Below are 13609 nucleotides of genomic sequence, written 5' to 3'. Positions count from 1 at the left end.
AGACTACCTCCTATTTGTTGTGCTTTAAATAAGTGTATATGGTAGTTATTGGAGTAAATGTAATAAATAAATAAATAAATATAAAAATAGCAACAAAAAAGGACCGTCTACGTAAATGATTCTTAATCATTTACGAGACAGCCTCTTTTTTGACGTCTAGGAAAGTATAAAATTTTAATTTACTATAAATCAAAGATAATAATTTTATAATTTCATTACCTTTTGTACAATTATAACTTATATAGTATTAGAATAGTAGTATATGGTAAAAGATAAAGTTGGGAGATGGACGGGATGTTATCATACAGATATTTATTCGATATTGCTTTGATTTTGTTAAGTACAAAAGCCTTAGGAATAGTAACTAAAAAGTTTCAAATGCCTCAGGTAGTAGGTGCGTTATTAGCAGGTTTAATACTAGGTCCAGCTGTGTTTAATATAATCACTGAAACTGATTTTATAAAGCAAATAGCTGAGCTTGGTGTAATAGTAATCATGTTTACAGCGGGATTATCTACAGAGATTAATGAGCTAAAAAGTACAGGAAAGGCATCTTTTATAATTGCTTTATGTGGAGTTATTCTACCTCTTATAGGAGGAACTGCAGTAGCTTATATTTTTAATAGGGGAGAGCTAGCAGGTGTTTATGGAAATGAATTTATAGAAAATATCTTTATTGGAATTATACTAACTGCTACATCAGTAAGTATAACTGTAGAAACATTGAAGGAGCTAGGAAAGCTTAATACTAAGACTGGTAATGCTATATTGGGTGCAGCCTTAATTGATGATATCTTAGGAATAATTGCATTAACTATAGTTACTAGCTTTAATGATGCAAGTGTAAGTGTAATTTTGGTATTAATGAAGATAATATTATTTTTTATTCTTTCTGGAATAGCAGGTTATCTTTTTTATAAATGCTTTGATAAATTTGTTAATAGATATGATAGCGATATGAGAAGGTTTATTATAGCAGCCTTTGTATTTTGTTTACTATTATCATTTGCAGCAGAGAGATTCTTTGGAGTAGCTGATATAACAGGAGCTTTTATAGCTGGACTTGTTTTGTCAAACAACAAAGAGACAAGTTATATAAATACAAGATTTGAGACTTTATCTTATATGTTACTTTCGCCAATATTTTTTGCAAGCATTGGATTAAAGGTATCATTAAGTAAAATGTCCTCGGGAATAATTTTATTTACTATTTGTATTGTTGGTATAGGAATAATAACAAAGATTATAGGATGTGGCCTTGGAGCAAAGTTATGCAGGTTTAATAATAGAGAAGCATTACAAGTTGGTGTAGGAATGGTAGCTAGAGGTGAGGTGGCTTTAGTAGTAGCTAATAAAGGAATATCTATGGGGATTATGAATCCTGTATTTTTAGCGCCAATAATTATTTTAGTGGTGGTTTGTGCTATAGCAACGCCTATAATATTAAAAATAGTTTATAAAGAAAAAAATATATAAATATATAAATATGGTATTAATGAGAAGGAAACTTTGTTGTTACCGGCTTTTAAGTTAATGGATATTAGTAATGAAGGGAGGAGGAGCAGTGAAAAGTAAAAGAAAAATATTTATAGTTGCTATTACTCTTATTTTTGTCATTATACTAACTCTGTGTGGAAGTAAAACACAATTAAATTCGGAAAAGATATCAAGTATTAGAATACAAGCGTTACCATCTCCACCTAAGTTTAAAGATATTGATAAGAAAGAAGATATAGAAAGGATAGCAACATTTCTTAATGATTTACCTAAAGAAGAGATTAAGGATGATGGGAGAAATGGATGGCAATTCTTTATAGAAGTAAATGAGATTGGGAGTACTTATTATGTTTCTTTCTTAGGCGATAGATTGTATATTGATAAGAAGTGTTACAAGATAGATGATAAAGTTTTAAATGAATTTAGAGAACTTTATAATTCCCTTCAGTATGAAGAGAAGAGTTATAATCAGTGGTAGTTTAATATAAAAAGGAGCTATAAAATAGCTCCTTTTTATTATTAATTTGCTATTAAGTTATCTGAATTATCATTTTGAATATTACAGTTTTTATTAAATTCTCCTGCCAATTCAAAACCTTTTTTAGCTATTATAACAGCAATTATTTCATTTATTACAGCAGCTGCAGCAATAGTGCCTTGAATAATTTGTGCACATTCAGGAGCTGGATTACTTAAAACAGATACAGCTATTCCTGTAAAAACTAAGGAAACTCCTGAGTGAGGAAGTAATGTTAACCCTAAATACTTTTTAACTGTTTCAGGAGATTTAGTTATACTAGCACCAAAATATGCGCCAAAGTATTTACCTAAAGCTCTTATGATTATATAAATAGCAGTATAAAGGCCAGCATTTAAAATTAAATGATAATTAAGTGGTGCTCCAAGATTTAAAATTACAACGATCATAGAAAATCCTAATATAGGATTAAAGTTATTCATAATTTCTTCTAAGCGTTTCTCAGATATCATGTTAGAAAATGTTGCAGAAAAAGCCATACCTATAAGCATAAAGTTTAGTACTGGTTTTGGCATAACATAGTTATTGAAAAAGAATCCAATGGCAGATGCAAAAATAATCATTATAATCAATAGAGCAAGGGTTTCTTTTTTATTTCTTTCTTTTTTTAGAACTATTCCAGCAAGTAGTCCAGTTGCTACTCCTATTATAAGAGGTAGTAATATGACAAGAGCTATCATATATGCTGGAAGCTTTTGCTCAGAAAGTCCTGCAGAAATAATTGATATTGAAGAAAAGAATACAATAACAGCAACAATATCATCTAGAGCAGCCATTGGGATTAGAGTCTTTGTTACCGGACCATCTGTTTTAAATTCTCTAACTATAGATAGCGCAGGAGCAGGAGCGGTAGCTAGTGCAATACCCCCAAAAATTATTCCCAGATATATAGGGATTCCTGTGAAATAGAATATTACTCCAAATGCAAGAGAAACTAAAATAAAGGTACCTAAAGATTGTGTAAGTGTTGTAATAACAATTTGTTTACCTGTTTTTTTGATTTTTTTCCATACAAGTTCTGTACCTATTAATAAACCAACAGCACATTCTAGGACATGTATAAAAGTATTGTACCAGTTAGCATCAAGTAAAGTTTCATTAACTATTGATAGAGCATGTGGTCCTAAAATCATTCCTGTTATAAGCCAACCAAGAATAGCAGGAAGCTTAAATTTAGACACCAATTTTCCTATAAAGAAAGCAATTATAATTGTAACAACAAGTCTTAAAATTAAAGATATCATTTATTCGTTACCTCCTTAGCAATACCATATAACATAAAATCGAATATTTTAGAAAGTTTTACTTCATGTTCGTTAACTACAGTTGAAAAAGCTGCATTTGAATATGCAGAACTACTAAAGTATCCGTTAAACATTTCTTGCATTATACTGTAATATTCAATAGCCTCTTCTTGGCTAACTCCATCACGTAAATTTAGTTTGTTTAAAGCAGACATATATATTTCCTTGTTCATTTTATCTAAATCTTTTTTGATTTCATTAATATCGCATATTAGATGCTTTGGTGGTTGTAATATGGCTTCAAAAAATATACGGCAAATTAAAGGATTTTCTTCAAAGAAATTAAAACGTAAACTCATATATTTTTGTAAGTCGCTTCCTACCTTTTGGGCTTTCATAAAATCAATAAAGGAATGAATAGAGTAATCAACACAATTAAGATAAATATCATCCTTATTATTAAAGTTGTGATAAATTAGTCCTTTAGATATTCCATTATCATTACAAAGATTATTAAGTTTGGAGCTATCATATCCATTAGTACCAAATTCAGTTATTGCAGCCATTAAAATTTTTTTTCGAGTTAATTCTGTTTTCTCTGACTTTTTCACAATAAGACCTCCATTAAGTTATTGACCGACTGGTTTGTAATTATGATATCATAAATAGACTAGTCGGTCAATAAAACGAGGAGTTATATAAAATAGAAGAATCTCTGATTTGGAATAAAGAGAGTTTTATTTCTTAAAGCAAAAAGTCCTGCATAAGCAGGACTTTTTATTAAATTGCATTATATTTTTCTTCGTCTAGCATTCCTTCTGATTTAGCAACAAATACTGCTGTAGCAGAGTCACCAACAACGTTTAGTGATGTTACTAACATTTCTACTGGTCTGTTTATTGCTAAGATTAATGAGTATGCAAGTAATGCAGCATCATTGTTGTATCCCATTCCAGTAAGAACTGTGAATAGTATTATTGCACCAGCACCAGGGGCAGCAGGTGTACCTACTGAAGCAATAAGAGCAAGTAACCCTATAACAATTATGTTTCCGATAGTTACTTCATATCCAGCACTTGATGCTATAAATATGGCTGCTATAATTTGCATTATTGCAGTTCCGTTCATATTTATAGTCATTCCTAGAGGTAGTGTAAATGAAGCAATTTCATCACTAACACCTAATTCCTCAACAGTTGTCTTTGTATTAAGAGGTAAAGTTGCAGCTGATGAAGATGTTGAAAATCCAAATAAAGCAACCTTAGAAATCTTCTTAACAAAAGTTATTGGATTTAACTTAGCAGCTATTCCAACGAAAGCAGCATAACCAAATATTAAGAATAGTAATAATGCTATTACAGTTGTTATTACGTAAGCTAGAGCAGGTTTTAAATGTTCTACCCCATAGATTGCAAATGTTCTAGTTATAAGTACGAATATAGCAATAGGTCCAAACTTAGTGATAACGAAGCTTAAGAACACAGTAATTATGTTATTTACATCTTCTAGTAACTTCTTTAATACTTGAATTTGATCACCTAAGTGGTTTATGCAAAGACCAGTAACCACAGCTAAGAAAACAACAGCTAAGATACTACCATTTTGAGTGAAAGTTGCAGCTATGTTATTTGGTATAGCTTTTACTATAACTAATAACGGATTAGAACCAGCGCTTCCAGCTTGAGAAGTTAAGTTATCTATACTTACATTAAATAATCCCATCTTATTTGCAGCAAATCCAAAGATTCCAGCTAATATAAGAGCAAATAATGATGTAACTAAGAATCCTAATATTGTCTTATAAGAAATACGACCAAGTTTTTTAGTATCACTTACTTTACACATAGCTAAAGCTATTGAAGTAAATACCATTGGGACAATTACAAGTTGTAATGAGTTTACAAATAGTTGTCCTGCTATATAGAATAATCCTAGAGCATTTTGAGCTCCTTCAGCAGATATATCTTGGAATAATAAGTTATTTATACTTGTCCATAAATCAACATTTCCATTACTTAATAAATTTTCTCTTAATAATATAAATCCTGTTCCAGCAACTAATCCTAGAATTAAGGATATTGCCATTTGAATAGCTAGTTTGTTTGAATTTTGTTTTTTCATAGTATCCTCCATAATAATTCTGAATATATAGGATACCAGATATAAAAAAACGCCCTAATACCAATTAAGATACTAAGGCGTATAAAATACATAAAAATAATACTTCCTTATTAGTCTCACAGGACTAGCTTAAAGGTATCCTACGATTTAGAAGTATACAGTATAACAATGTATTCGTCAATATTCTACAAAACTTTGTTAATATAAGAGAAGAAATTTTTTATAGCTGTAAGAACTTTATTATCTATATTGAAACTATTAAAGAAAAATATAGAAAATATACAATAATGTGCTATAATAATATTGTTAATGGGGTATAGCCAAGGGGTAAGGCATCAGATTCTGACTCTGAGTATGGTCGGTTCGAATCCGACTACCCTAGCCAAATATGAAAGATTATCCAAGCTTATAAGGATAATCTTTTTTTATTCTTTAGGAAAATACTTTAAATAATTATAAATAAAGTTATTAATTATTTAATATAAATAAAAACGTAGAAGAGTAAGGAAATTGAGATGATAAAGTTAGTAATAGATATTGTAATTAATATAAAAAGAAAGGTCTCTATTAGCAAATTAAGTTGCATAGAAAGAGTTTGATATAGCGAGAGATTAAACCGTTTTTTAATATAAACTTTATTTTTGGGGAGTTTCAATCTTTTTTATAAGATTTACAATATTTGATAATGTTTATGATTCATGATAAGATTTAATCACTATATTAAAAAAGGAGAAATGGAATATGGAAAGTGATCCCGACCCTGCTAATATTGCTGGACAGCTCATATTGTTAGTAGTATTAACAGCAGTAAATGCTTTCTTTGCAGCAGCAGAGATGGCAATTGTATCAATTAATAAAACAAAAATGAAAATGTTAGCTAATGAAGGTAATAAAAAGGCTAGCACAATATGCAAATTAGTAGAGGAACCAACAAAGTTCTTGTCTACAATTCAAGTTGCTATAACACTATCTGGATTTTTTGCCAGTGCATCTGCAGCAACAGGTATTTCAACAGTAGTAGGTAAGATGTTAACAGACATGAATATACCTTATGGTGAACAAATATCATTTGTAGGTGTAACAATAATTTTATCTTATTTCACACTTGTATTTGGTGAACTTTTCCCTAAGAGATTGGCTATAAAGAAAGCAGACAAGCTTTCTATGTTAGTTGTAAATCCTATTCTTTTTGTTTCTAAGATAGCAGCACCTTTTGTTAAGATACTATCAGTATCAACAAATGTTTTAGTAAAGCTGTTTGGATTGGATAGTGATGACTCAGAGGAAAGGGTAACAAAGGAAGAAATTAAGTCTCTTGTAGAAACAGGAGAAGAACATGGTGCAATTGATGAAAGCGAAAAAGAAATGATAGAAAGTGTGTTTGAATTTGATGACAAAATAGCTGAAAAGGTTATGACACCAAGAACAGAGGTATATTGCATAGATATAGATGAACCTCTTGAAGGATATTTGGACGAGCTTTTACAAAAGAGATTTGCTAGAATACCTGTCTATAAAGATGAAATTGATAATATCATTGGAGTATTATATATGAAAGACTTCATGATAGAAGCTAGAAATAAGGGCTTTGAAAATGTAAATATACAGGATATATTGCAAGAACCTTATTTTGTTCCGGAGTGTAAGTCAATTAGACATTTATTTAAGGACTTACAGGACATTAAACGTCATATAGCAATCATTGTAGATGAGTATGGTGGATTCTCAGGCATCATAACTGTTGAGGATTTAGTTGAAGAAATTGTTGGAGATATAAATGATGAGGATGATGAAGAGGAGTTTGGAATAAGAAAAGTTGGAGAGAATTGTTATTTAGTAGATGGTACTACTCAATTAGATGAATTAAATGAAAATTTAAACCTTGATGTAAAGTCTGATGAGTTAGATACTTTAAATGGGTTCTTAATTAACTTAATTGGAAAAATTCCTTTAGAAGATGAAGAAAAAGAAATAAAGTATAATGATATTGTTTTTAAAATAGATGAAGTGTCTGATAAGAAAATTGAAAAGGTAAGAATATGTCTCTAGGTTATTCCTAGAGATTTTTTATTTGATATAGTTTATAATTACTATAGGAGGAGATTCATATGATGAACAAGAGAAGAATATTAGGCATAGTTGTAGTGCTTGTAATAGGAATGATTATTTTCACTATTTTAAGTAGTAAAAATAATATAAGTACTGAAGAAAAATTGTCACAAATTGAATCTGAAAGAAAGCCTGATAATTATATTCCTGCAAATATTAAAATGAAAGCAAAAGATTTTACTGTTTATACAGAAAATAAAGAAAAGGTTAATATAGAAAAATATATTGGAAGTAAACCAATGGTGATAGTTTTTTGGGCATCATGGTGTATTGATTGTAGAGAAAACCTAATAAAAATTGAAGCTGCTAAAGAAAAGTATTATAAAGAAGATGTAGAATTCATTGTTGTTAATATCACTGATGGAGAGCGTGAGACAAAGGAAACAGCAGATACATACTTAAAGTTTAATAATATTTCACTATATACTTATTATGATTATGATTTAAGTGCTTATAAAGCGTATAAATTAAATACATTACCAAGAATGATGTTTGTAGATAGGAATGGGATAATAGTCCAAGATAGAAAGGTATCTATAGACGAAAAAGGTTTAGATTTATCTATTAAAAACCTTATTAGTCCAGAAGAATAACTAAAGAGAAGGAAGGTTACAAATGAAAAAGAGATTAATTATTTTATTTAGTTTATTATTTTCACTATTTTTATTTATGTCCTGTAGTAATGATACAGAAGACAATAATAAAAGTGAAGTAGAACAAAGCGAATCATTAGAACAAGAAAATAATCTTGATGTTGCAAGTTATAGTGTTAAAACCACCAATAGTAATGATATTTCCATGTTATATACAGGAATGACTTTAAGTCCAGTAATAACTGTTGCAGAGGTAAGTAGTAATCCCTTCAACATTGAAATTACAGATATAGATGAGGCCTATGATATTGGAAATGATGGAAATATAGAATTAGTAAATTCTGAAACAGGAGATTTTATAAGTTTTACTAGGGATGATAAAGGAAACTATAAGATATCAGCTCAATTAGAAAAGGATATTGAATATGGTATATTATTAAATAAAAGATTAGTTGGTGCTGTAAGGGTTGTAGAAGACTTAAACAGTATAGATAAGGAAGCGTTATATAATGATATTTCTATAAGACTAAGTTGTGGATTATCATAAGTTACTTAAAGGAATCTAGAATACTAGGTTCCTTTTTCTTTCGGATTTCTTAAGAATTATAAATAGTCTTTTGTAATTTTTATGTCCTATTATAAGAATATAGGATTAAAGATATCTAGTAAAATTTCTAATATGATAAAATAGTTAGTAAGTTTTAAATTTGGAGGAAGAATATGAATGGTTATAATGTTTTAGTGGTTGATGATGATAAAGCAATAGTTGAAGCTATAGAAATTTATCTAAAAGGAGAAGGATATAATATTTTCAAAGCTTATGATGGTGCTGAATCCTTAGATGTAATAAGGGAAGAAGAGATACACCTTGTCATAATGGATATTATGATGCCAAAGATGGATGGAACAAGGGCTACTCTTAAAATAAGAGAAGAAAAAGAGATACCAATAATCATGCTTTCAGCAAAGTCAGAGGATACTGATAAAATATTAGGACTTAATATTGGGGCTGATGATTATGTAACAAAGCCATTTAATCCATTAGAATTGATTGCAAGGGTAAATTCTCAAATAAGAAGATATACAAGGTTTTCACCTTTAAAGGAAAACAATGATGTTATAAAAATTGGTGCGATAGAGCTTAATAAGAGTAGCAAGGTTGTTTTAGTAGATGGAGAGGTAGCAAAGTTAACTCCATTAGAATTTAAAATTCTTTCATTGTTAATGGATAACCCAGGAAGAGTATTTTCTATTGAAGAAATTTATGAAAGGGTATGGAATGAGGTGGCCTTTAATGTAGACACAGTAACAGTGCATATTAGAAGAATAAGAGAAAAAATAGAAATTAATCCTAAAGAACCTAGATATTTAAAGGTGGTGTGGGGAATTGGATATAAATTTGAAAAAGATCACAAGGAATAGCTTAAACCTTAAGATTCTATTACTATCAATATTAGTTGCGCTAACACCAGTGCTATATACATACATTTTTAATAGCTTACAATTTAAAAGTATGTATGAAAGATTTGACGTATCAGATTACTATAATGAATTTTATAATGGATTGGTAGAGGTATCTGATATATATGAAGATATTGATGGAAATATAAATGAAGAAGGAATACAGAAATATTTAGAGATAAATAATACCAACACAACTGCAGAAGGTAAAAATAGGGGAGAACTAATTAATATAATAAATAGTAAGTATAATAACTTTTTTAACAAGTTTATAAAGAATTCCAATTTTGAATTCTTTGTAGATAGATGGGATGGAACTCCATTTACCACAAGTACTTATACAAATATTAATGATTTTTTAGAAGATTCTAGATATGGCTATGACTATGTGATGTTATTTGGAACAGATTCGGGTACTAAACAAGGTACAGAATTCTCTAAGTCAATGGAACCTTTAGTTGGATATAATGTTACTAGAAGTAAGTATGATGTTTGTATAAGAGTTCCCCATAATATGGATAAAAGAGATATATTATATTATGCAAAAGAAGATATAGAAAGTAATAAGAACCTAGTAAAGCTTTATGGCGGATTATTAGCTATAGATTGTATGTTGGCAATAGGATTGTTCATAAATATATTAAAGAATAAAAATAAAACTTTTAATAATAATATATTTGTTAAGTTATACGGAAGATTTTTTACAGAGTTAAAATTAATTTTTCTAATTTTACTTGGAGTATTTTTCTATTATATATGTTGGAAAACCCAGTGGTATTTCCCGGGAAGAATTATAGTACTAACCATAATTGGTGGATTATTATTATATTTAAACTTAGCATATATTTTAAAGCTTATATTTATAGATAAGGATAATGCATCAAAAGAACTTAAAAATAAATCTTTTTTATTAAAAATATATAAAGCAATATTAAGACTTTTTGATCTTATACGTGAGAACTTTGTTTATAAATATACAGCAATTACAGTTATATCATTTATTTGTGTAATAATGATGTTTGTTGGAGTTGCATGCTTTATAACCTTTCCTTTAAGTTATTGGTTATATGAACCTTTTTATAGTGCTTTAGTAGTGGTATTTATACTTATGGCAATAGGTGTAATAGGCTATGTATTAGTAATAGGAAAGGAAGTAAATAAGCTCAAAAAAACTACTAGTAATATTGTAAAAGGAAATTACAAGAATGAGTTATTAGTGAGTGGCCCTCATATATTAAGGGAAATATCTAAGGACTTATCTAATATACAAGAAGGATTAGAATCAGCTATAGATAATGCTGTAAAAAGTGAAAGAATGAAAGGAGAACTTATAACAAATGTATCTCATGATTTAAAAACTCCTTTAACTTCTATAATTAATTATGTTGACTTATTAAGCAAAGATAATATTTCAGATGAAGATAGAGAAAAATATATAGGTGTACTTAAAGAGAAATCCCAAAGGCTAAAGATATTAATTGAAGATTTATTTGAAGCTTCTAAGGCAGCCTCAGGGGCTATTGAATTAGATATAGTAGAATTAGATCCAGTAGCTCTTTTAAGGCAAACTATAGGAGAACTTGAGGATAAGATTGAGTCTTCAAACCTTCAAATTATTAAGAATATACCAGAAGAAAAATTATTAATATTAGCTGATGGCAAGAAAACATTTAGAGTATTCCAAAACTTACTTTCTAATATTATTAAGTACTCTATGAAGGGATCTAGAGTATATATAGATGTAGAGCAAGATGAAGATTATGTTGATCTAATATTTAAAAATATATCGGAAAGTCAATTAAATGTGGAAGCAGAAGAATTAATGGAAAGATTTAAGAGAGGCGATGTTTCAAGGACTACAGAAGGATCAGGGCTTGGCCTTTCAATTGCTAAAAGCTTGGTAGAATTACAAGGTGGAGAATTTGAGATTGAGATTGATGGAGACTTATTTAAAGCCATAGTAAAGCTTAAAAAGATAAGAAATAGTATTTAGTAAAATGAAGAAACCCTATTTTATCTAGGGTTTCTTTTTGTACGAGGGGTGGATATTTGTTTTGATGTGACTTGGAGTGCAGTGACAGAACAAGCAAAATAAATATCTAGCCAACCTTATAATTTATTTAAGTTGATTTATATAAAAGTTTAAGTCTTTTTGATTTAGGCAAAAGCAAGGAAATTTCATTCCATAGTTACCCCATATAGTAATTGGAATCTCAGTAAAATAGAATGTTATAAAGAAGTTTTCTCTAGTAGAGAGTCTAGTTAAAAAAGGGATTAATTTTATGTGCTCTACTTTGAAGTAATTACTATAGTTTTCAATATTCAAGTTAGCTTTAAGCAGTTTTCTATCCTCTTCTGGAACAAGATTAACTAAGTTTTCTTTATCTTCTTCTGATAGTTTATCAAGATAAAAATCTATATAACAAAAAGAATTGTTTAATTTAAAGATTTTAAGGATATAGTCAATCATTTCATCTTCACCTAAAGATATATTTTTAGGCTCTAGGGTAAAGTTTGGAAAAGTATCTAGTCCATCTAATATATTTTGAAATTTTATTATTACATTTTTGTGAAATTCCTCTAAAGTTACAGGTGTTAGAATATCATCCATAGAATAATCTCCTTAAAATTAATTGTGAATTAGTAATATTATAAAAATACTATAAATTAGTGTCAATGTTAAATATATTTTATTTATAAAGATAAGTAATAAATTATTATAAAAATGCTTATTACTAAATAGAGAATATTTTTATATGGAGGAGATGTATATATGAGAGTAAAGGATAAGGTCATAATTGTTACAGGAGCATCACGAGGTATTGGGTATGCAGTGGCTGATAAATTGTTATCAGAAGGTGCAAAGCTTGTAGCTTGTGCATCAAATCAAAAGAATGCAGACAAGGCAGTATTAGCATTAAAAGGTAGCCATCCTAATGCTATGATACTTGGGCTTGGTGTAAATAATAATGAATCAAAAGAAGTTGAGAAAGCAGTTAAAAAGGTACATGAGACATTTGGAAAGATTGATGTACTTATAAACAATGCAGGTATTACAACAGATGTATCTTTCTTTGATATGACAGAAGAGGAATTCGTAAATGTTATGAATGTTAATGTTACTGGAATATTCAGATGGTGTAAGGCTGTAGCTCCAATAATGAAGGATAATGATGGAGGAAGTATAATAAATACATCATCTATGGTTGCAACCTTTGGACAAAAGAGTGGATGCTCATATGCAGCTTCTAAGGCTGCAGTAAATGGGTTAACTAAATCACTTGCAAAGGAACTTGGACAGTATGGAATAAGAGTTAATGCGGTAGCACCTGGAGTAACTAAAACAGATATGGTTGCAGCTATACCTGATAAGTTTATAGATGCATTAGCAGCAATGACTCCTCTTGGAAGAGTTGGAACTCCAAAAGAGTTAGCAGGAGCATATGTTTATTTAGCTTCTGATGAAAGTACTTTTACAAATGGAACAATAATCGGTATTGATGGTGGCTTGGTAATGTAGATATAATGTAAGCAAGACTTTATTTAAGTCTTGCTTACATTAATATATAGGTGTTTACTATTAAATATTTTGCTGTCTTAAAGAAATCAAAAAGTAAATTAAGTTAATTATAAAAATTTGGATGTGGTATATCATGAAAGTTCTAGTGATGGAAATAAAAATACGAGTATCTTGGGTTCAGAGCTTAAAAGAAAAGCGTATGGTAGTTAATAGTATTACTCGAAGATTAAAAAATAAATTTAACATTTCTGTAGGAGAGATGTCTCATCAAGATAATCATAAAATAATAGGTATTGCTCTATCAAAAGTATGTGGTACTAATGCTATAGTAGACACAACAAAAGAAAAAGTTATAAGTTTTATAGAAGAAAACTGTGATGGAGAAATAATAGAAATATTTGATGAAACAATAGAGTATTAAACTAAAAGGTGTATGAGCTAAAGTGCTTATACACCTTTTATCAGAATAGTAAAAAAATACAGGGTGCAATAGATTTTAACTCTGCTATAATAGAGAAGGATATTT

General features: G+C 29.1%; 13 protein-coding genes and 1 tRNA gene. 10 read left to right on the top strand and 4 right to left on the bottom strand.

Going from position 1 to position 13609, the window contains the following annotated elements:
* The first annotated feature begins 294 nt into the window (after positions 1 to 294).
* Positions 295 to 1476, top strand: a complete 1182-nt coding sequence (locus tag I4V16_RS09785) for a cation:proton antiporter (protein ID WP_049177173.1) — start codon at positions 295 to 297, stop codon at positions 1474 to 1476.
* Between the two features lie 88 nt (positions 1477 to 1564).
* Positions 1565 to 1975 carry a hypothetical protein gene (locus tag I4V16_RS09780; protein ID WP_143759143.1) on the top strand — a complete coding sequence of 137 codons (411 nt, stop codon included), beginning with the start codon at positions 1565 to 1567 and terminating at the stop codon, positions 1973 to 1975.
* A 41-nt stretch (positions 1976 to 2016) separates the two neighbouring features.
* Here I4V16_RS09780 and I4V16_RS09775 read toward each other — a convergent pair whose 3' ends face one another.
* The 3 genes from I4V16_RS09775 to I4V16_RS09765 all read right to left on the bottom strand — a co-directional run bounded on the left by I4V16_RS09775 (position 2017) and on the right by I4V16_RS09765 (position 5400).
* On the bottom strand, positions 2017 to 3279 hold the full coding sequence (locus I4V16_RS09775) for a cation:proton antiporter (RefSeq protein ID WP_049177171.1): 1263 nt from the start codon (positions 3277 to 3279) through the stop codon (positions 2017 to 2019).
* Positions 3276 to 3890 (bottom strand): TetR/AcrR family transcriptional regulator, encoded by a 615-nt coding sequence (locus I4V16_RS09770; protein WP_049177170.1) that lies wholly within the window; start codon positions 3888 to 3890, stop codon positions 3276 to 3278. Before I4V16_RS09770 ends, I4V16_RS09775 begins: the two co-directional genes overlap by 4 nt.
* Positions 3891 to 4059: 169 nt before the next feature.
* The gene (locus tag I4V16_RS09765) at positions 4060 to 5400 is read right to left on the bottom strand and encodes a dicarboxylate/amino acid:cation symporter (RefSeq protein WP_049177169.1); all 1341 of its coding nucleotides are present in this window, start codon (positions 5398 to 5400) and stop codon (positions 4060 to 4062) included.
* A 310-nt stretch (positions 5401 to 5710) separates the two neighbouring features.
* On the opposite strand from I4V16_RS09765, the gene I4V16_RS09760 reads away from it, so the two are divergent.
* From I4V16_RS09760 to I4V16_RS09735, 6 genes are all read left to right on the top strand, one after another.
* A tRNA-Gln gene (locus I4V16_RS09760) sits at positions 5711 to 5785 on the top strand.
* A gap of 356 nt (positions 5786 to 6141) precedes the next feature.
* Positions 6142 to 7449, top strand: coding sequence for a hemolysin family protein (locus I4V16_RS09755; RefSeq protein ID WP_049177167.1), 1308 nt, complete (start codon positions 6142 to 6144; stop codon positions 7447 to 7449).
* Positions 7450 to 7508: 59 nt separating this feature from the next.
* Positions 7509 to 8102 (top strand): TlpA disulfide reductase family protein, encoded by a 594-nt coding sequence (locus I4V16_RS09750; RefSeq protein ID WP_049177166.1) that lies wholly within the window; start codon positions 7509 to 7511, stop codon positions 8100 to 8102.
* A gap of 22 nt (positions 8103 to 8124) precedes the next feature.
* Positions 8125 to 8649 (top strand): hypothetical protein, encoded by a 525-nt coding sequence (locus tag I4V16_RS09745; protein ID WP_049177165.1) that lies wholly within the window; start codon positions 8125 to 8127, stop codon positions 8647 to 8649.
* 173 nt (positions 8650 to 8822) lie between these two features.
* The gene (locus I4V16_RS09740) at positions 8823 to 9524 is read left to right on the top strand and encodes a response regulator transcription factor (RefSeq protein WP_049177164.1); all 702 of its coding nucleotides are present in this window, start codon (positions 8823 to 8825) and stop codon (positions 9522 to 9524) included.
* Positions 9502 to 11556: a HAMP domain-containing sensor histidine kinase gene (locus I4V16_RS09735; RefSeq protein WP_242979728.1), complete on the top strand. Its 2055-nt coding sequence runs from the start codon at positions 9502 to 9504 to the stop codon at positions 11554 to 11556. Before I4V16_RS09740 ends, I4V16_RS09735 begins: the two co-directional genes overlap by 23 nt.
* A gap of 123 nt (positions 11557 to 11679) precedes the next feature.
* Here I4V16_RS09735 and I4V16_RS09730 read toward each other — a convergent pair whose 3' ends face one another.
* Complete coding sequence (locus I4V16_RS09730) at positions 11680 to 12174, bottom strand: hypothetical protein (protein ID WP_111937604.1); 495 nt, start codon at positions 12172 to 12174, stop codon at positions 11680 to 11682.
* A gap of 162 nt (positions 12175 to 12336) precedes the next feature.
* Between I4V16_RS09730 and I4V16_RS09725 the strand changes: the two genes are divergently transcribed.
* Together I4V16_RS09725 and I4V16_RS09720 are read left to right on the top strand one after the other, a co-directional pair.
* The gene (locus tag I4V16_RS09725) at positions 12337 to 13083 is read left to right on the top strand and encodes a 3-oxoacyl-ACP reductase family protein (protein ID WP_111937605.1); all 747 of its coding nucleotides are present in this window, start codon (positions 12337 to 12339) and stop codon (positions 13081 to 13083) included.
* A gap of 133 nt (positions 13084 to 13216) precedes the next feature.
* Positions 13217 to 13504, top strand: coding sequence for a DUF503 domain-containing protein (locus I4V16_RS09720; RefSeq protein WP_111937606.1), 288 nt, complete (start codon positions 13217 to 13219; stop codon positions 13502 to 13504).
* The last annotated feature ends 105 nt before the right edge of the window (positions 13505 to 13609 follow it).

Origin of the sequence: Clostridium sp. 1001283B150210_160208_E6, assembly GCF_015669365.1 — a bacterium.
Lineage (GTDB): Bacteria > Bacillota > Clostridia > Clostridiales > Clostridiaceae > Clostridium > Clostridium paraputrificum.
Note: the sequence above shows the minus strand (reverse complement) of the source record. Positions and strands in the feature narration are given on the sequence as shown.

Coding starts and splice junctions, on each gene's coding strand:
- I4V16_RS09785 (WP_049177173.1), top strand. CDS start 295: ATGTTATCATACAGATATTTATTCGATATTGCTTTGATTTTGTTAAGT.
- I4V16_RS09725 (WP_111937605.1), top strand. CDS start 12,337: ATGAGAGTAAAGGATAAGGTCATAATTGTTACAGGAGCATCACGAGGT.
- I4V16_RS09750 (WP_049177166.1), top strand. CDS start 7,509: ATGATGAACAAGAGAAGAATATTAGGCATAGTTGTAGTGCTTGTAATA.
- I4V16_RS09740 (WP_049177164.1), top strand. CDS start 8,823: ATGAATGGTTATAATGTTTTAGTGGTTGATGATGATAAAGCAATAGTT.
- I4V16_RS09765 (WP_049177169.1), bottom strand. CDS start 5,400: ATGAAAAAACAAAATTCAAACAAACTAGCTATTCAAATGGCAATATCC.
- I4V16_RS09745 (WP_049177165.1), top strand. CDS start 8,125: ATGAAAAAGAGATTAATTATTTTATTTAGTTTATTATTTTCACTATTT.
- I4V16_RS09720 (WP_111937606.1), top strand. CDS start 13,217: ATGAAAGTTCTAGTGATGGAAATAAAAATACGAGTATCTTGGGTTCAG.
- I4V16_RS09730 (WP_111937604.1), bottom strand. CDS start 12,174: ATGGATGATATTCTAACACCTGTAACTTTAGAGGAATTTCACAAAAAT.
- I4V16_RS09775 (WP_049177171.1), bottom strand. CDS start 3,279: ATGATATCTTTAATTTTAAGACTTGTTGTTACAATTATAATTGCTTTC.
- I4V16_RS09755 (WP_049177167.1), top strand. CDS start 6,142: ATGGAAAGTGATCCCGACCCTGCTAATATTGCTGGACAGCTCATATTG.